This window comes from Pseudomonas sp. NPDC085632, from assembly GCF_044541255.1.
In the GTDB taxonomy this organism is placed as follows: Bacteria; Pseudomonadota; Gammaproteobacteria; order Pseudomonadales; family Pseudomonadaceae; genus Aquipseudomonas.
In genome coordinates this window covers 46,948-63,929 of sequence record NZ_JBITSX010000034.1, presented here as the reverse complement: position 1 = coordinate 63,929, position 16,982 = coordinate 46,948, and the positions used below count along the sequence as shown (strand labels likewise).

14 protein-coding genes and 1 pseudogene are annotated in these 16,982 nt (G+C 59.6%); 5 read left to right on the top strand and 10 right to left on the bottom strand.

The genetic code is table 11. The annotated features are described in order from the left end of the window. Nucleotides 1–233: 233 nt before the first annotated feature. Nucleotides 234–1,619: a GTPase/DUF3482 domain-containing protein gene (locus ACIF4X_RS20060; protein WP_397483440.1), complete on the bottom strand. Its 1,386-nt coding sequence runs from the start codon at nt 1,617–1,619 to the stop codon at nt 234–236. Further along, complete coding sequence (locus ACIF4X_RS20055) at nt 1,612–2,991, bottom strand: DUF2868 domain-containing protein (RefSeq protein ID WP_397483439.1); 1,380 nt, start codon at nt 2,989–2,991, stop codon at nt 1,612–1,614. The genes ACIF4X_RS20060 and ACIF4X_RS20055 overlap by 8 nt, the downstream gene beginning before the upstream one ends. Before the next feature lie 85 nt (nt 2,992–3,076). On the opposite strand from ACIF4X_RS20055, the gene ACIF4X_RS20050 reads away from it, so the two are divergent. Then, entirely contained in the window at nt 3,077–3,589 is a 513-nt protein-coding gene (locus ACIF4X_RS20050) for a dihydrofolate reductase (protein ID WP_122596608.1), read from the top strand. Nucleotides 3,590–3,703: 114 nt separating this feature from the next. Here the strand turns inward: ACIF4X_RS20050 and ACIF4X_RS20045 are convergent, their stop codons facing one another. Further along, entirely contained in the window at nt 3,704–5,095 is a 1,392-nt protein-coding gene (locus ACIF4X_RS20045) for an L-cystine transporter (protein WP_397483438.1), read from the bottom strand. Nucleotides 5,096–5,336: 241 nt separating this feature from the next. Here ACIF4X_RS20045 and ACIF4X_RS20040 point away from each other — a divergent pair, with 241 nt between their 5' ends. Continuing rightward, nucleotides 5,337–6,398, top strand: coding sequence for a hypothetical protein (locus tag ACIF4X_RS20040; RefSeq protein WP_064116295.1), 1,062 nt, complete (start codon nt 5,337–5,339; stop codon nt 6,396–6,398). Nucleotides 6,399–6,572: 174 nt separating this feature from the next. Here the strand turns inward: ACIF4X_RS20040 and ilvD are convergent, their stop codons facing one another. The 6 genes and pseudogenes from ilvD to ACIF4X_RS20010 form a co-directional block, all read right to left on the bottom strand. Continuing rightward, the gene (gene ilvD / locus ACIF4X_RS20035) at nt 6,573–8,414 is read right to left on the bottom strand and encodes a dihydroxy-acid dehydratase (protein WP_008088424.1); all 1,842 of its coding nucleotides are present in this window, start codon (nt 8,412–8,414) and stop codon (nt 6,573–6,575) included. A gap of 257 nt (nt 8,415–8,671) precedes the next feature. Then, complete coding sequence (locus tag ACIF4X_RS20030; protein ID WP_397483437.1) at nt 8,672–9,904, bottom strand: multidrug effflux MFS transporter; 1,233 nt, start codon at nt 9,902–9,904, stop codon at nt 8,672–8,674. Continuing rightward, nucleotides 9,897–10,875, bottom strand: a pseudogene (locus tag ACIF4X_RS20025) (diiron oxygenase). Before ACIF4X_RS20025 ends, ACIF4X_RS20030 begins: the two are co-directional and overlap by 8 nt. Beyond that, on the bottom strand, nt 10,872–11,945 hold the full coding sequence (locus tag ACIF4X_RS20020; RefSeq protein ID WP_397483436.1) for a SagB family peptide dehydrogenase: 1,074 nt from the start codon (nt 11,943–11,945) through the stop codon (nt 10,872–10,874). Before ACIF4X_RS20020 ends, ACIF4X_RS20025 begins: the two are co-directional and overlap by 4 nt. A 436-nt stretch (nt 11,946–12,381) precedes the next feature. Continuing rightward, entirely contained in the window at nt 12,382–13,578 is a 1,197-nt protein-coding gene (locus ACIF4X_RS20015; protein ID WP_397483435.1) for a class I SAM-dependent rRNA methyltransferase, read from the bottom strand. A gap of 103 nt (nt 13,579–13,681) precedes the next feature. Next, on the bottom strand, nt 13,682–14,221 hold the full coding sequence (locus tag ACIF4X_RS20010; RefSeq protein WP_397483434.1) for a type 1 glutamine amidotransferase domain-containing protein: 540 nt from the start codon (nt 14,219–14,221) through the stop codon (nt 13,682–13,684). A gap of 227 nt (nt 14,222–14,448) precedes the next feature. Between ACIF4X_RS20010 and ACIF4X_RS20005 the strand changes: the two genes are divergently transcribed. The 3 genes from ACIF4X_RS20005 to ACIF4X_RS19995 all read left to right on the top strand — a co-directional run bounded on the left by ACIF4X_RS20005 (nt 14,449) and on the right by ACIF4X_RS19995 (nt 16,479). Next, nucleotides 14,449–15,261 carry an HDOD domain-containing protein gene (locus tag ACIF4X_RS20005; RefSeq protein ID WP_397483443.1) on the top strand — a complete coding sequence of 271 codons (813 nt, stop codon included), beginning with the start codon at nt 14,449–14,451 and terminating at the stop codon, nt 15,259–15,261. A 12-nt stretch (nt 15,262–15,273) separates the two neighbouring features. Further along, the gene (mutM, locus tag ACIF4X_RS20000; RefSeq protein WP_007913582.1) at nt 15,274–16,086 is read left to right on the top strand and encodes a bifunctional DNA-formamidopyrimidine glycosylase/DNA-(apurinic or apyrimidinic site) lyase; all 813 of its coding nucleotides are present in this window, start codon (nt 15,274–15,276) and stop codon (nt 16,084–16,086) included. Between the two features lie 69 nt (nt 16,087–16,155). Beyond that, nucleotides 16,156–16,479, top strand: a complete 324-nt coding sequence (locus tag ACIF4X_RS19995; RefSeq protein ID WP_397483433.1) for a multidrug transporter — start codon at nt 16,156–16,158, stop codon at nt 16,477–16,479. A gap of 124 nt (nt 16,480–16,603) precedes the next feature. On the opposite strand, the gene ACIF4X_RS19990 is transcribed toward ACIF4X_RS19995, so the two are convergent. Further along, on the bottom strand, nt 16,604–16,855 hold the full coding sequence (locus ACIF4X_RS19990; RefSeq protein ID WP_038358877.1) for a YfhL family 4Fe-4S dicluster ferredoxin: 252 nt from the start codon (nt 16,853–16,855) through the stop codon (nt 16,604–16,606). Nucleotides 16,856–16,982 lie beyond the last annotated feature (127 nt).

The following is a 16,982-nucleotide window of genomic DNA, read 5'->3' as shown; positions in this document are numbered from 1 at the left end:
GACACAGGCCATCTCCTTCGCGATGAGCAATGTGTCTATTAAAATGTGTCCACCATGTCTCCGAACACCTGTCCACCATGTCTCCGGTACATACACTCCCGGAGGGAGAGGGAGCCGATCTTCATGCCTTTCAAACCTGAGTTCGACTGGATATCTCAGGTCGATATATGACCCAAGAACAACACGGTCAGCTCCCTCTCCCTCCGGGAGAGGGCTGGGGTGAGGGTCGGCGTTTACAGCTCAAGCACCTTCCCCACTAACGCCTCAATCTGCTCCTGCCTTTCCGCCTGATTCAACTTCGCCTGCGGATTCAACGACGACCACTGCGGATGCGCCCGCGCCTTGTTCAGCGCTTCAGGCAACTTGCCCTCGCGCCAGGTCTTGTCCTGCGGTGTTGCGACCTGAACCGCATCCATCGCCGCATGCCCGCGCTGATCCAGCGCCACCACCAACTGCCGCTGACGCAACGCCAACAGCCGTAACACACCATCATCCACCGTCAGCTCGCGCTGCCCTTTGATCTTGCCCAGCAACCGACTGCCATAACTGCGCGCCGTCTGCAGCGCACCGCCGGCAATTGCACCCGCCAACGCCGCGGCGCCCAGAGTAATCCCGCCAACAAGCAAATCCACGCCAGCCCCGGCCGCCGCACCGGCAGCAATGCCACCACCCACGCGCACACCGAGTTGCTTCAAGGTCTCCGGGTTGAACAGATCGTCACCCCAACGCCCGTCCAGCAACGGCAAATCACTTGCCGCCGCATCCTGCGGACGAAATGCATACAGCTTGAGCAACGCCTCAACACACTTCTGCTCACGCTGGCGCACGGCCTTGCGCAGTTCGCTGATGGCTTGCTGCTCCTGTTCAGCCTCGCTGACCACACTGCGCCGACAAGCCGCACAGTCGATCAACAACTCAGCAATCAAGCGCGCCGCACTTTGCTGACGCGCAAGGCGCTGGGCCTGTTGATCGGCAATCAACCGTTCCAGTTGCGGACGAGCATTTTCCAGCAGCAGCGCGAGGCTTTCGTACAACCGGCGCTCACCATCCTCGGGCGGGGCGACACTGTCGAAACGCACCAGCGCATGCAGCCCCAGCCGTGCCAGCGCTTCTCGCCAGTCCGGTTCGCGATGGTTGGCGCTGCTGACGAAATTCAGCACCGGCAGCAGCGGTTTGCCACAACTGGCGAGCACTTCCAGTTCATCGCGGTACTTGGCCAGCACTGGCTCGCGTGCATCGATCACATACAAACCGGCGTCGGAAGCGAGTAGTTGCCGCAGCACTTTGGCTTCCTGCTCGAAGCGTTGGCGCGCCTCGCTACCGTCGAGAAACCGCGCCAGCCGCGCCGGGCCATCAAGGCGTTCGCCGGGGCGTTCCAGACGTTCGAGAAAGTCGAGCAGGGCGATGGCGTCTTCCAGCCCCGGCGTGTCGTAGAGGTCGAGCAATGGCTCGCCGTCGACCGACAACCGCGCACCTTCGACATGCCGTGTAGTGCTCGGGCGATGGGACACTTCACCGAAGCCGACATCGCGGGTCAGCGTACGCAGCAGCGAGGTCTTGCCGACGTTGGTGTGGCCGACCACCGCGAGCTTCAGCGGCGCTTTCCAGGCATCAGTCATGGCCAGTCTCCAGCCAGTTCAACGGCGCGCAATCGGCGAACTTCAAGTCAAGCTGCTGCAGCGCGACGTGCCAGTCGCCGAGGCGTTCGGCATCCAGTGCTTCGCCCGGCGGCGCCTGCAGCAGCCAGACGCGGGTTTCGCCCGCGCTACGCGCCAGTTCCGCGATCAAGGCGAGGCTGCCGCGATCCGGCGAGCGCTGTGGGTCACAGGCAATCGCCAGACGTGCCGGCGGGAAGCGGCTCAGCTGTTCAAGGAGTTTGTGCCGCGATTCGCGGCTGTCGAGGATGCCGGCGTTGCTGACGTTTTTCGGCAATGCCGGTGGCCATGGGCGTTGCTCATCAAGTTCGATGGCGACCAGCAACGCGCCTTCGCTGACCAGTTCACTGATACTGCTTTCGACACGGTGCAATTGCGCCGGCTCCGGATCATTGACGCCGAGGCGTTCGCTGGTCGGCATCAGGCGTTCGCGCAATTGCGCGTAGCCGGGCAGGTTCAGGTCCAGGTGCAGGCGATCATGCCCACGTTTCCAGCGCCAACGGCAGAACAGCATCAGCAGCAGACGCGGTAGCACGCCATAGATCAGCACCGCGCCGACCAGCCATATCGCCCACATCTGGCGAACCAGGACGCGGTTGTAATCGGTGTCCAGCGTCACGCGGATCATGTCCACACTCGGCGCACTCCAGCCCAGCGCATGGGGAACAACCGTCAACGCATCAGTCAGTGCCGCGAAGAAGTCAGCGCCCAGCAGCGTGCTTTCCCAGATGAAGTCATATTGCCTAGTGGCCATCATCAATATCAGCATGCTCAGCGCGCTGAGCATGATCAGCAGCCACAGGCCATTGACCAGTGTGCCAATGGCCCAGCGATTGAGTTTGTGACGTTGCAGCAAGACCAGTAATGCGGGGGGCAACTGTGCGGCTTTGGCGTCCCGGGCGAATTTTTCGCTGAGCCACAGCCACAGGCGGCCGAGCGCTGCCCCGTGTTCGCCGGCGAACAGCAGGCCGAATGCCCAGCTCAGCAGCAGGATCAGATTGACCCCGAGCAACGTGCCCAGCGCCCAGAAAATATTGACCGCTCGCGTACCGTCGCCGAGCGCAGAAAATGCCATGCCGGCGCCGGTGAAGCAGGCCAGCACCACCATCAATAGCAGCGCCAGACGCGCGCCTTGCAGCCAGTGTTTGAGTGCAGCCGTCAGCCCGTCACGTTCGGCCAGCCATAACGCCCGTCGCTGTATACGGCTCGGCAGATCACCGCCGGCGGTGCGCGCCAGCCGATTGGCTTCCAGATCTTCCAGCGGGCCTGCGTGTTCTTCGCGCAGGCGCACGGTTTCGGTGAGCCAGAGGTTTTGCAGTGGAGTCAGTTCAGTCACGCGGCATCCCGTCGCTTAATCCAGCGCTGAGCATAACCGCTGTGGCGCTTATCGGGGTAAGCGCGGCTCTGGTATCCTCGCCGGCATGACTAAATCACTCCCCCTCAGCCTGATTGCAGCCCTCGGTGAAAACCGCGTGATCGGCGTCGACAACAGCATGCCCTGGCACCTGCCGGGGGACTTCAAATACTTCAAGGCGACGACCTTGGGCAAGCCGATCATCATGGGTCGCAAGACCTGGGATTCGCTCGGTCGGCCATTGCCGGGGCGCTTGAACATCGTAGTCAGCCGTCAGGCCGATCTGGTGCTGGAAGGAGCGGAAGTGTATCCGTCGCTGGAAGCCGCAGTGGTTCGCGCCGAGGAATGGGCGAAAGAGCAGGGCGTTGATGAGCTGATGCTGATTGGCGGCGCGCAGTTGTACGCGCAAGGGCTGGCGCAGGCGGATCGTCTGTATCTGACACGCGTGGCATTGAGCCCGGAAGGGGATGCGTGGTTTCCAGAGTTTGATTTGCAGCAGTGGAAGCTGGTGTCGAACGTTGAAAACCCGGCGGTTGAAGATAAACCCGCATACAACTTCGAAGTCTGGGAAAAGGCTTAAAAGCATCGCTGGCAAGCCAGCTCCCACAGGTCTAGAGGTGTTCACAAAATCTGTGTTCACCACAAAACACTGTGGGAGCTGGCTTGCCAGCGATAGCGGTCTTTCAGGTGCTAATCAGGCCTGAGCCAGTTCCGCATGCTCATCCGCATCCAGCAATGCTTTATCAGTCTGCTGCATCACCTGACTGGTAATCGCGCCAGCCGTGATCGAACCACTCACGTTCAACGCCGTGCGGCCCATATCGATCAGCGGCTCAACCGAAATCAGCAGCGCCACCAGTGACACCGGCAAACCCATCGCCGGCAGCACGATCAGCGCCGCAAACGTCGCGCCGCCACCGACACCGGCCACGCCGGCCGAACTCAGCGTCACAATCGCCACCAGCGTCGCGATCCACAGCGGATCCAGCGGATTGATGCCCACCGTCGGCGCAACCATCACCGCCAACATCGCCGGGTACAAACCGGCGCAACCGTTCTGGCCGATGGTCGCACCGAACGATGCCGCAAAACTCGCCACCGATTGCGGAATCCCCAATCGACGGGTCTGCGCCTCAATGCTCAGCGGAATGCTTGCCGCGCTCGAACGGCTGGTGAACGCGAACGTCAGCACCGGCCAGATCTTGCGGAAGAAACGCAGCGGGTTGATCCCGGCCGCCGATACCAGCAAACCGTGAACGACGAACATCAGGCCCAGACCGAGGTACGAGACCACGACGAAACTGCCGAGTTTGATGATGTCTTGCAGGTTGGAACCGGCGACCACTTTGGTCATCAGCGCCAGCACGCCGTACGGGGTCAGTTTCATCACCAGGCGCACCAGACGCATCACCCAGGCTTGCAGGGTGTCGATGGCGTTGATTACTTTCTGACCTTTTTCGACGTCATCCTTGAGCAGTTGCAGCGCCGCGACCCCGAGGAATGCAGCGAAAATCACCACGCTGATGATCGAGGTCGGCTTGGCCCGCGCCAGATCGGCAAACGGATTCTGCGGGATGAACGACAGCAGCAGTTGCGGCACATTCAGGTCGGCGACCTTGCCGGCGTATTCAGTCTGAATGGTTTGCAGACGGGCCATTTCCTGAGTGCCGGCGACCAGACCTTCAGCGGTAAGGCCGAACAGGTTGGTCAGGCCGATGCCGATCAGCGCCGCAATCGCGGTGGTGAACAGCAGCGTGCCGATGGTCAGGAAGCTGATCTTGCCCAGCGACGAAGCGTTGTGCAGACGTGCCACGGCACTGAGGATCGAGGCGAACACCAGCGGGATGACGATCATTTGCAGCAACTGCACGTAGCCGTTGCCGACCAGATCGAACCAGCCGATCGAGGCTTTCAGCACCGGGTTACCGGCACCGTAAACAGTGTGCAGAGCCACGCCGAACGCGACGCCCATCGCCAGCGCGAGCAGGACTTTTTTCGCCAGGCTCCACGTGGTGTGACGGGTTTGCGCCAGACCGAAGAGCAGGGCGAGGAACACCAGCAGGTTGAGGATCAGCGGCAGATTCATGAAAACTCCGATAAGACTTGTGCCAGTCGCATTCTTGGGCAACTGCGAACCGGCAAGCCTAACAGTTTGATTTGCAATGATTTAATACCGAAATCGCAGGGTGTCCGTCGTTTTTGGAATAAGCCTGTGTCGCTCTCGGCAATGCATCTGGCGCAAAGGGGACGTGTGCGGTCGCTGACAGACGAGGACTGTCACACTTATTTGTTAGCGTCGATCTCTTTGAATCAGGGAGAAGAGGCTTATGAAGTTCGCACCGAAATTTCTGGCTGTCGCACTGACGGTGGGCATGGGTCTGGCGACTCAGGCCTTCGCCACCGACCTGAAACACTGGCCGGCGGATCAGGCCAAGGCGCTGGACGCGATGATCGCCGCCAACGCCAACAAAGGTAACTACGCGGTGTTCGACATGGACAACACCAGTTACCGCTACGACCTCGAAGAGTCCTTGTTGCCGTTCATGGAAAACAAGGGCCTGATCACCCGCGACAAACTCGACCCTTCCCTGAAACTGATGCCGTTCAAGGACACCGCCGACCACAAGGAAAGCCTGTTCAGTTACTACTATCGCCTCTGTGAAGTCGACGACATGGTCTGCTACCCATGGGTGGCGCAGGTGTTCTCCGGCTTCACCCTCAAAGAGCTGAAGGGCTATGTCGATGAGCTGATGGCCTCGGGCAAACCGGTGCCGGCGACGTATTACGAAGGGGATGTGGTCAAGAAACTCGACGTCAACCCGCCGAAAATCTTCACCGGCCAACAAGAGCTGTACAACAAGCTGATGGAGAACGGCATCGAGGTCTACGTGATGACCGCCGCTTCCGAGGAACTGGTGCGCATGGTCGCGGCGGATCCGAAGTACGGCTACAACGTCAAACCGCAGAACGTCATCGGCGTGACCACACTGCTGAAGAATCGCGAGACCAACGAACTGACCACTGCACGCAAACAGATCACCGCGGGCAAATATGACGAGAAGGCCAACCTTGGCCTGGAGTTGACGCCGTACCTGTGGACGCCGGCGACTTGGATGGCCGGCAAGCACGCGGCGATTCTTACCTACATCGACGAGTGGAAAAAACCGGTATTGGTCGGTGGCGATACCCCGACCAGCGACGGTTACATGCTGTTCCACGATGTCGACGTGGCCAAGGGCGGGATTCACCTGTGGATCAACCGCAAGGACAAGTACATGACGCAGTTGAACGGCATGATGGCCAAGCATGCGGCGGCGCAGGCGAAAGAAGGGTTGCCGGTGACGGCGGACAAGAACTGGGTGATCGTCAAGCCTGAAGAAATCCAGTAAGCCCAAAACACACCTACAGGGATCGGGTTGATCGTTCCCACGCTCTGCGTGGGAATGCAGCCCGTGACGCTCCGCGTCACTGGACGCGGAGCGTCCCTTGAGACATTCCCACGCAGAGCGTGGGAACGATCAGCCCCGCACTTGGCGGGGCTTTTTATTGCTGCGATTTGACGCTTACAGCCCGTCGAGCATCGCTTTGTTACGCACAGCACCCTTGTCGGCGCTGGTCGCCAGCAAGGCGTAGGCCTTGAGGGCGGTGGTCACCTTGCGTGGACGAATCTCGACCGGTTTCCAGCCTTTCTTGTCCTGCTCGGCGCGGCGTGCCGCGAGTTCTTCATCGCTGACCAACAGGTTGATCGAGCGGTTCGGAATGTCGATCAGCACTTTGTCACCGTCCTGCACCAGACCGATCGCCCCGCCGGCGGCGGCTTCTGGCGAAGCGTGACCGATGGACAGACCCGACGTACCGCCGGAGAAGCGACCGTCGGTGAGCAAGGCGCACGCTTTGCCCAGACCTTTGGATTTCAGGTACGAGGTCGGGTAGAGCATTTCCTGCATGCCCGGGCCGCCTTTCGGACCTTCGTAGCGAATGATCACGATGTCGCCAGCCTTCACTTCGTCAGCGAGGATGCCGCGTACGGCGCTGTCCTGGCTTTCGAAGATTTTCGCGTTGCCTTCGAAGACGTGGATCGACTCGTCGACACCGGCGGTTTTCACCACGCAGCCGTCGAGGGCGATGTTGCCGTACAGCACGGCCAGACCACCTTCCTGCGAATAGGCGTGTTCGAAGCTACGGATGCAGCCGTTTTCACGGTCGTCATCCAGGGTTTCCCAGCGGGTCGACTGGCTGAATGCCGTCTGCGTAGGGATACCGGCAGGACCGGCCTTGAAGAAGTGATGCACGGCTTCATCGGTGGTCTGGGTGATGTCCCACTTGGCGATGGCTTCTTCCATGCTGCGACTGTGCACGGTCGGCAGGTCGGTGTGCAGCAGACCGCCACGGGCCAGCGAACCGAGGATGCTGAAAATGCCGCCGGCGCGGTGCACATCTTCCATGTGGTACTTCTGGATGTTTGGCGCGACCTTGCACAGCTGGGGAACGGTGCGCGAGAGACGATCGATGTCGCGCAGGTCGAAATCGATCTCGGCTTCCTGTGCGGCGGCGAGCAAGTGCAGGATGGTGTTGGTCGAACCGCCCATGGCGATGTCGAGCATCATCGCGTTCTCGAACGCCTTGAAGTTGGCGATGTTGCGCGGCAGCACCGATTCGTCATTTTCGCCGTAGTAACGCTTGCACAGCTCGACGATGGTGCGGCCAGCCTGCAGGAACAGCTGTTCGCGGTCGCTGTGGGTGGCGAGGGTCGAACCGTTGCCCGGCAAGGCCAGACCCAGTGCTTCGGTCAGGCAGTTCATCGAGTTGGCGGTGAACATGCCGGAGCACGAACCGCAGGTCGGGCAGGCGCTGCGCTCGTACTCAGCGACTTTCTCGTCAGAAGCGCTTTCGTCGGCGGCGATTACCATGGCATCGACGAGGTCGAGGCCGTGGGAAGCGAGTTTGGTCTTGCCGGCTTCCATCGGGCCGCCAGAAACGAAGATCACCGGAATGTTCAGGCGCAAGGCAGCCATCAACATGCCCGGGGTGATCTTGTCGCAGTTGGAAATGCACACGATGGCGTCGGCGCAGTGGGCGTTGACCATGTACTCGACGGAGTCGGCGATGATCTCGCGGCTCGGCAGCGAGTACAGCATGCCGTCGTGGCCCATGGCGATGCCGTCATCCACGGCGATCGTGTTGAATTCTTTCGCAACACCGCCGGCGCGTTCGATTTCGCGGGCGACCAGTTGGCCCAGATCCTTCAGGTGTACGTGGCCCGGTACGAACTGGGTGAACGAGTTGGCAATCGCGATGATCGGCTTTTTGAAGTCGTCATCTTTCATCCCCGTGGCGCGCCACAATGCGCGGGCACCGGCCATGTTGCGGCCGTGGGTGGATGTTTTCGAGCGGTAATCTGGCATGGAGCACTCCGGGCGGCTAATCAGGTATCAAAGGGGAGTGAGCTTCTATTGACGTCTGGAACACTCAGCAATGGCCGTGTGTCCGTGAAGTTGCCGATGACGTTGCGGGATCGCCGCTGGTCTCAGCCTGAGCTCATAAACCCGCCGGGGGATGAATGGCGATGAATCAGCCGATTCTACACCGCTGGCGTCTGGAGGGAATGGCGCAAAGCATTGTTCCAGTGCAGACGGCGTGTATGGAATGACGACCGGCGGGTTTAATCACCGCCGGTCTGTGCAACGACATTGGCTTCAACGTTTCTTGCGCGGCGGCTGAGCCTGTTGTTGAGCACCAGCGCTGTCGCGCTCAACAGCACAAAGCTGTAGCCGAGCGTGGATTGCAGATTGGTTGGGCTGAGGCTGATCAACGCGCTGATAAGACCGCCACAAATAAAGATGATCGTACTGCCCGCCGCGGCCGACGTCCCGGCGTTCTCGGCAAACAGGCCCATGGCCCGCGAGGTGGCAGCGGGGCGGGCGATGGTAGTGCCCGCCGTGCAGATCAACATCGGGATCAACACAGTGGCCGGCGCCAACGCGTGATTGGCTGCCAGGTACAGCATCGCCAGCCCCGACAGCAGTATCAGGCTTAGCCCGGTGAAGACTTGCTGAGCAGGAGTGATCCGTCGGTTGAGTACGGTGGCGAGGATGCCACCGACGACATAGGCCGCACCGTAAACCAGCAGGATCAGCGAAAAGTCATAAGGCGCGAGTTGCAGTTGCTCCATGAAAATCAGCGGCGAAATCACGATGAATGAGAAGTGGCAGGCGAAAGCAAACGCTGAAATCAGCCAGTAGCCGACAAACTCGAAGTCCCCCAACACGCGCCGGTAGGACTGAATGATGCCGATCGGCGAACCCCCCGAGGCTGGACGGCTGCTCGGTAAAAACAGCCAGGCCTTGATCAGCACCATGGCGGACAGCGCGGTAAACACCCAGAAGCTGCCGCGCCAATCGAGTGTGGCTTGCAGAAAGGTCCCGGCCAGCGGCGACACCGAAATGAAAATCCCGGTGGTCGTGACCATCAGGATACGCAAGCGGTCGCGCTCCTCGCCTTCGAACAGATCCTGCACCAGTGCCTGGGACAACACGAAACAGCCACAACCCAAGGCCTGTATCACCCGAAAGACCAGGAATAGCGTGTAATCGGAGGTCAACACGCAGCCGAGCGCGCCCAGCATCGATACGCTCATGCCGGCGAGTAACAAGCCTTTACGCCCGATCACGTCCGAGAGAGGGCCGATCAGCAACTGGGCAAACGCGATCCCCACGGCGAACAGGCTGATGGACAGTGCGATATCCGCCGGGGAGCTGCGAAAGTGTGCCGCCAATGCGGGAAATGAAGGCAGCAGAACATCCAGTGGAAACACGCCCAGCAGCACCATGGCCAGCAACAGGCTGACAGCTGCGCGGCGCTGCCTGGTGGTTGCCACGGATTTTCCTTTATCCATCGATCAGTCCTGCCTTGGCGAAAAGTTTCTGGTTATGGGGAAGTGCGAAGAAACCGGCCCTGCGCAGTGCGTCAAGCGTAGCGATGGAACCTGATCGTGCGCGTGCTCGATTGGCGTGCGCCGTTGCCATGCCGCCGATGATGTCCCTCACATCGCTGTCGGCAATGCCTGCTCCTCGCAAACTCTGTTGCAGCCAGACTTCATCGGCCTCGAAAAAAAATCCCGATGATCTCCAGCAGTGTTCTGCTCACAAACGTACGCTGGCGGCTGTTCATGGACAGCCAGAAGTAATGGAACACTTCGGCGAAGTAACGGCTGTGGCGGGCTTCATCAGTCAGATGATCGCGCAGCATGTCGCTCACGCTGGACACCAGGCTGTCGCGGCAGACGTCCAGCAGCTCCCGGGCAATGATGGTTTCCGAGACGAAACCGAGCAGAAACCATGCCAGTGCCCGGTTGTTTTCCAGGGTGCGGGCAATCAGAGCGTTCATGCGGGTGATGCGCTTCGCAATCACCGGACGACCGGTGAACCCGTAAAACGCGGCGATCTGCTCTGCGAGGCGATTGGAGAACAACGCGTGATAACCCTCGTCGGTGTAGAGCTGCAGCGCGGCGTTTTTCATTGCCAGGGGCACGTGAATGGGCAGTTCGCGGTGCACGATGACTTCCACGGCACGGTTGACGATGCGGTGTTCGAGCAGGGTGGTGTAATCGAGAAAGTGCACCAAGTGGTTGGCTGACAGTCGGTGCAACACATCACGCCCCGCCGTCTGGATAGCCGGGTGTGCCAGATAAGGTAGAAACGCCGGTGGAAACCAGTGGCGGGTTTGCAGTTGCAGCGGCACGTCATCAGGCAATTGATAGTCATGGGTACTGCTGCGCACCGAGGCACGGCTGTCCCAGTCTCCCAAGGTGAATTTGAGTGCCCAGGACACCGGCGCTTCATCCGGGGCGGCAGCTGACAGGGTCATGCTTGCCCCTCGCGCAACAGCTCGCGCATTTCGTGACACATCACTTGCCCGTCGCTGTGTCCGCAACCAACGAAGAACAGCGGTTGTTCAGCACTGTCCTCGAGTTTGAGGAGTGCTTCGACCTGCTGGTCGGCAAACGCGCCGGTCAACCAGGTGTTGAGGCCCAATGCCGTGGCGACCAGTTGAAAGGTCTGCGACAGATGGCCGGCTTCGACGAAAGCCATGCGATAGGCCCGCGAGTGTTCGTACTTCCACCAGAGCCGGTCGAAACGTGCGGTGATGAACAGCCCCAATGGCAGGTTGTTGATGAAATGCTGCCCGCCGAGCAAGTGGCCGAGCGCCGGTTGAGGCAGCGGATTGACCCGGCTCAGGGTGTGTTCGGCCGGATGATAGGCATAGATGCCGGGTTCCAGGCCATCGACGTTCTGCACCAGTAGAAAGCCTTCGCAAGCGTTCAGGCCGCCAGCGGAAGGACTGCTGCGGCGTGCGCCGAGCCCTTGGGCGATACTGTCGTCGCGGTCATTGTCTCGTTCCTGGAGATAACCGAGGGCAAGGTAGAGCAGGGTGCCGACGTCCTTCAGCGTTATCGCTGCACCTGTATAGGAACGGCAGGTTTTGCGCTGGAGCAGAACATTTCCCAGACGGTCGTCATACAAAGCGCACGGCGCAGGCAGGGCGATACGCTGCTTGGGTGCTGGCGTCGGGCGGACTGTAGCGGGCTGTGGGGTGGCCAGTACTTCGTTACAGTGCGCCAGATATTGTCTGGACCACTCGTGAATATTCTGTGGGGTATGTTCGCAGGGAATATTTTGCGTGCCGATGTGATAAATCTTCGACAGCTCATCCCAACCCCATTGCGGACTGTCTATTTTGGAAACGGTTAGAATGCCCGCGCTTAATAGTTGTGTGTCTATTATGTTGTGAACGTTGAACAATTCCGGGTTATGGATTAGTTGTGCAAGTCGATTGGCATAATTAAAGTCAAGCTCGTGCTGTGTGTGGTTTTTATAGTTCCACACGATTTGCCCGGGTGAGCGTGGCAATATAAATAAATAAGGGTTGATGTGCATGGCTGTCGATTCACTCTGGAAAAGTCAAAAGGACGCCGGGTTTCCGGCACTTCCCAGCGTCCTGACTTACTTAGCGGGCTTTAGAGGCAACCAGAAAAGCCAGGTTTGCGATTTTGTTACTTTCCAGAGAAATACGTTTCATGATGTGAACTCCTTGTTCATTGATAGTTGAAGTCACCTCGTGGCGACAACTTCATAATAGTTTGTAATGGGTTCTTGGCAAGAGGATATTAAGTAGGAAATTTCCAGTAATTTTGTCGGAGTAGTCTTTAGTCGCAAATAAACTTGTAGGGTAAGTTTCGATAATTAAAGGACGTAAGGAAATATCCTGCACGTCAGCGAGAAAATAATTGTAGGAGTTATGGGGGAATAGCGAGGAGGAGGGGATGCGCGCAAAAAAAGGGGAGCCTGCTGGCTCCCCCGTTATCCGCATGGATCAGCTATTGGGCAGCAAGCGGCAGGTGATGCTCTTGATGTAGCGCGTTTCAGCGATGGCCGGGTGGACTGGGTGATCCGGGCCCTGACCACCGCGCTCCAGCAACTGGATATTGCGGTCCAGGTGACGCGCGCTGGTCAGCAGGATGTTCTGCAGATCATCTTCCGGCAGGTGCATCGAGCAGGACGCGCTGACCAGGATGCCGTCCTTGTTGAGCAGGCGCATGGCTTGCTCGTTCAGGCGACGGTAGGCGCCTTCGCCGTTTTTCATGTCTTTCTTGCGCTTGATGAACGCAGGCGGGTCGGCAACGATCACGTCGAAGCGCTCTTCGCTGGCTTTCAGTTCTTTCAGGGCTTCGAAAACGTCGCCTTCGATACAGGTCATCTTGTCGGCGAAGCCGTTCAGTGCCGCATTGCGCTCAACGCCGTCGAGGGCGAACGCCGACGCATCAACGCAGAACACTTCGCTGGCGCCGAACGCGGCAGCCTGCACGCCCCAGCCACCAATGTAGCTATAGAGGTCGAGGACGCGTTTGCCTTTGGCGTAAGGGGCCAGGCGTGCGCGGTTCATGCGATGGTCGTAGAACCAGCCGGTTTTCTGGCCCTGAATGACCGGGGCTTCGAACTTCACGCCGTTCTCTTCCAGCGCCACCCACTCCGGCACCAGGCCGAACACGGTTTCGACGTAGCGGTTGAGGCCTTCGGCGTCACGGGCGGCGGAGTCGTTCTTGAACAGAATGCCGCTTGGCTTGAGCACTTGGGTCAGCGCGGCGATCACGTCATCTTTATGTGCTTCCATGGTCGCCGAGGCGATCTGGACCACAAGGATGTCGCCGAAACGGTCAACGACCAGGCCGGGCAACAGGTCGGAATCACCGTAGACCAGACGGTAGAACGGTTTGTCGAACAGGCGCTCGCGCAGCGACAGGGCCACGTTCAGGCGGTGCACCAGCAGCGATTTGTCCAGCGCAACTTTAACGTCGCGCGACAGCAGGCGGGCACAGATCAGGTTGTTCGGGCTCATCGCCACGATGCCCAGCGGCTTGCCGCCGGCGGCTTCGAGGATGGCTTGATCGCCGGCATTAAAGCCGTGCAGCGGGGTGGCGGCTACATCGATTTCGTTGCTGTAGACCCACAGGTGACCGGCGCGCAGGCGACGGTCGGCGTTGGCTTTGAGGCGCAAGCTAGGCAGGGACATGACGTCGCTCCGGAAAAAAGAGCGGGAGTATAGCGTGTTGAAGCGTGTGCAGGTTCAGCGCTGGACATGTGGCGAGGGGGCAAACCCTCGCCACAGGGGTGAGTCAGGCACTGAGGGCGCTGATCAGTTCGCGACTGAACGCCGGAATATCACCCGGTTGCCGACTGCTGATCAGGTTGCCATCCTTGACCACCTCTTTATCCACCCAATGTGCGCCCGCGTTGACCAGGTCATCCTTGACCGTTTTATAACTGGTCATGGTTTTACCGTTGACCAAGCCTGCCGAGATCAGCAGCCAGCCGCCATGGCAGATCACCGCAATCGGTTTGCCGGCAGAGGCGCCGGTCTTGACCAGATGCTGGGCGTCCTGATCGATGCGGATGGTGTCGGAGTTTTGCACGCCGCCCGGCAGGACGATCGCGTCGTACTGCTCGCTGCTGGCGTCCTGGAACGTCTGATCGACCTTGAAATCATCCGCCGGTTTGTCGTGATTCCAGCCTTTGACCTTGCCGGCCTCGGCCGAAAGGATGTCGACCTGCGCGCCAGCTTGTTCCAGCGCTTGCTTGGGACCTGTCAATTCAACCTGTTCGAAACCATCGGTTACCAAAAAAGCGACGCGCTTGCCGTTGAGGGACGTGGCCATCGATAAGCTCCTGAGTCTGTGGGAATTTGTTGCCGCGCCAGACAGAAACTGTCCACCGGGCCTTACCAAGTCCGAAGCCTGAGCTTGAATGAAAGTTCCTGCGATGTGCCCATCGGTGTGTCGCCCTGCGGTTTCAACGGTTAGAATCGCCGCCTGTCCCAGAGTGTGTACTTATGTCCCAAGAGCTGACCACCGAACAGATTCAACAATCGCTGCAAGGCATCAGTGTGCCGGCGCAACCGCAGATCATGGTGGATCTGCAAATGGAGCAGTACATGCCCGACCCGGACCTGGAGGTGATCGCCAAACTGATCGCTCAGGATCCTGGCTTGTCCGGCTCGCTGCTGAAAATCGTCAATTCGCCGTATTACGGCTTGAGCAACAAGATCACCTCGATTCAGCGCGCGGTGAATCTGTTGGGCAGTCGCTCGATCATTAACCTGATCAACGCGCAGTCGATCAAAGGCGAAATGAACGACGACACCATCGTCACCCTCAACCGTTTCTGGGACACCGCCCAGGACGTGGCGATGACCTGCCTGTCGCTGGCCAAACGTATCGGTACTCAAGCCGGCGACGAGGCTTATGCCTTGGGTCTGTTCCACGATTGCGGCGTGCCGCTGATGCTGCAGCGCTTCCCCAACTACATGTCGGTTCTGGAAAAGGCCTACGCCAATGCCGGCGCCGAATGTCGGGTCGTCGACACCGAAAACAGCGAGTTCAACACCAACCACGCAGTGGTGGGTTACTACACCGCCAAATCCTGGCGCCTGCCGGAGCATGTCAGCGCGGCGATCGCCAATCACCACAACGCCTTGGCAATTTTCAGCGATGAGTCTTCGCGCAACAGCCAGATGAAAAACCTGCTGGCGATCCTGAAAATGGCCGAACACATTTGCGCTTCGTATCGCGTGCTGGGCAACCAGACCGAAGATTTCGAATGGAACGCCGTCGGTCCGCTGGTACTCGACTATGTAGGACTGTCGGATTACGACTTCGAAACCCTCAAGCAAACGATCCGTGACCTCGGCGCGCATTGATTCGAGAACCTCATGCCTGAACTGCCGGAAGTCGAAACAACCCGTCGCGGGATTGCCCCGCACCTGGAGGGCCAGCGTGTCAGCCGGGTGATCGTGCGGGACCGGCGGTTGCGCTGGCCGATCCCCGAAGACCTCGATGTGCGTCTGTCGGGGCAGCGCATCGTGCTGGTCGAACGACGCGCCAAGTACCTGCTGATCAACGCCGAGGTGGGTACGCTGATCAGCCATCTGGGCATGTCGGGCAATTTGCGTCTGGTCGAAGTCGGTTTGCCGGCGCTCAAGCATGAACACGTCGATATTGAACTGGAGTCGGGGCTGGCGCTGCGCTACACCGATCCGCGCCGGTTCGGCGCGATGTTGTGGAGCAACGATCCACTCAATCACGAACTGTTGATCCGTCTCGGCCCGGAACCACTGACCGATCTGTTCGATGGCGAGCGTTTGTTTCAGCTGTCGCGCGGGCGTTCGATGGCGGTCAAACCGTTCATCATGGACAACGCGGTGGTGGTCGGGGTCGGCAATATTTACGCGACCGAAGCGCTGTTCGCTGCCGGGATTGATCCGCGTCGTGAAGCCGGGGGCATTTCCCGGGGGCGCTATCTGAAACTGGCGATCGAGATCAAACGCATTCTGGCCGCCGCGATCGAGCGTGGCGGTACGACGTTGCGTGATTTTATTGGCGGTGACGGCCAGCCGGGCTATTTCCAGCAAGAACTGTTTGTCTATGGCCGTGGCGGTGAACACTGCAAGGTCTGTGGCACCGGCTTGCGTGAAGTGAAGCTGGGCCAGCGTGCCAGTGTGTTCTGCCCGCGCTGCCAGAGCTGAGGCAAAAAGCTGAAAAAGTCCTACGGTCTATAGTGAGTTGTCTCACTGTTAAGCCCGAAGGATCGTGCCATGAAATCCTTGCAAGTCCTCGTTGTTACGCTGCTGCTGTGTTCCAGTCTGGCTGTTCAAGCCGCGGAAAATGGCAGTGGCGATCCGCGTTACACCATCCAGAATCCACCGGCCTACGCCATGCTTGGCGATTTGCTGATTGCCCGACCTTTATTGGTGGTGGCGACGGTGATCGGTGCGGGGGCGTTTGTCGTGTCGTTGCCGTTTACCGCACTGGGTGGCGGGGTGGGCGATGCGGGGCAGGCGTTGGTGGTGGATCCGGCGAAAGCCGCTTTTGTGCGGTGCCTGGGGTGTATCGGGGAAGGGTTTGAGCAGCGCGAGTGAGCTGATCAGGGTTTTGCTGTGTGGCTGACGGCCCTTTCGCGAGCAAGCTCGCTCCCACATTGGAACGCATTTCAAATGTGGGAGCGAGCCTGCTCGCGAAGAGGCCCGAACGGACGCTGAAGGCTTAGGCCTTGCCGGTGATGATGCGGTACTTCTCCATCAACTGTTCTTCAGTCTCCGGATGCGCCTCGTCCAGCGGAATGCAATCCACCGGGCAAACCTGTTGGCATTGCGGTTCGTCGTAGTGGCCGACGCATTGGGTGCACAGGTTCGGGTCGATCACGTAGATCTCTTCGCCCTGGGAGATGGCGGCGTTCGGGCACTCGGGTTCGCAGACGTCGCAGTTGATGCAATCGTCGGTGATGATCAGGGACATGCTAACTCCAGCCGGGGCGGCAGGCCCGGGCGCTATAAATCAATGCGCGCAATTGTGCCGCATTGGCGAGCGCAGTGCACGTTGCTGCGATCAAGGGCTGCAATCAAAAGCCAAGATCGCAGCCCAA

Excerpts from the sequence above, each read along its gene's own strand:
- ACIF4X_RS20060 (WP_397483440.1), bottom strand. The coding sequence starts at position 1,619 with ATGACTGATGCCTGGAAAGCGCCGCTGAAGCTCGCGGTGGTCGGCCAC.
- ACIF4X_RS20050 (WP_122596608.1), top strand. The coding sequence starts at position 3,077 with ATGACTAAATCACTCCCCCTCAGCCTGATTGCAGCCCTCGGTGAAAAC.
- ACIF4X_RS20045 (WP_397483438.1), bottom strand. The coding sequence starts at position 5,095 with ATGAATCTGCCGCTGATCCTCAACCTGCTGGTGTTCCTCGCCCTGCTC.
- ACIF4X_RS20040 (WP_064116295.1), top strand. The coding sequence starts at position 5,337 with ATGAAGTTCGCACCGAAATTTCTGGCTGTCGCACTGACGGTGGGCATG.
- ilvD (WP_008088424.1), bottom strand. The coding sequence starts at position 8,414 with ATGCCAGATTACCGCTCGAAAACATCCACCCACGGCCGCAACATGGCC.
- ACIF4X_RS20030 (WP_397483437.1), bottom strand. The coding sequence starts at position 9,904 with ATGGATAAAGGAAAATCCGTGGCAACCACCAGGCAGCGCCGCGCAGCT.
- ACIF4X_RS20020 (WP_397483436.1), bottom strand. The coding sequence starts at position 11,945 with ATGCACATCAACCCTTATTTATTTATATTGCCACGCTCACCCGGGCAA.
- ACIF4X_RS20015 (WP_397483435.1), bottom strand. The coding sequence starts at position 13,578 with ATGTCCCTGCCTAGCTTGCGCCTCAAAGCCAACGCCGACCGTCGCCTG.
- ACIF4X_RS20010 (WP_397483434.1), bottom strand. The coding sequence starts at position 14,221 with ATGGCCACGTCCCTCAACGGCAAGCGCGTCGCTTTTTTGGTAACCGAT.
- mutM (WP_007913582.1), top strand. The coding sequence starts at position 15,274 with ATGCCTGAACTGCCGGAAGTCGAAACAACCCGTCGCGGGATTGCCCCG.
- ACIF4X_RS19995 (WP_397483433.1), top strand. The coding sequence starts at position 16,156 with ATGAAATCCTTGCAAGTCCTCGTTGTTACGCTGCTGCTGTGTTCCAGT.
- ACIF4X_RS19990 (WP_038358877.1), bottom strand. The coding sequence starts at position 16,855 with ATGTCCCTGATCATCACCGACGATTGCATCAACTGCGACGTCTGCGAA.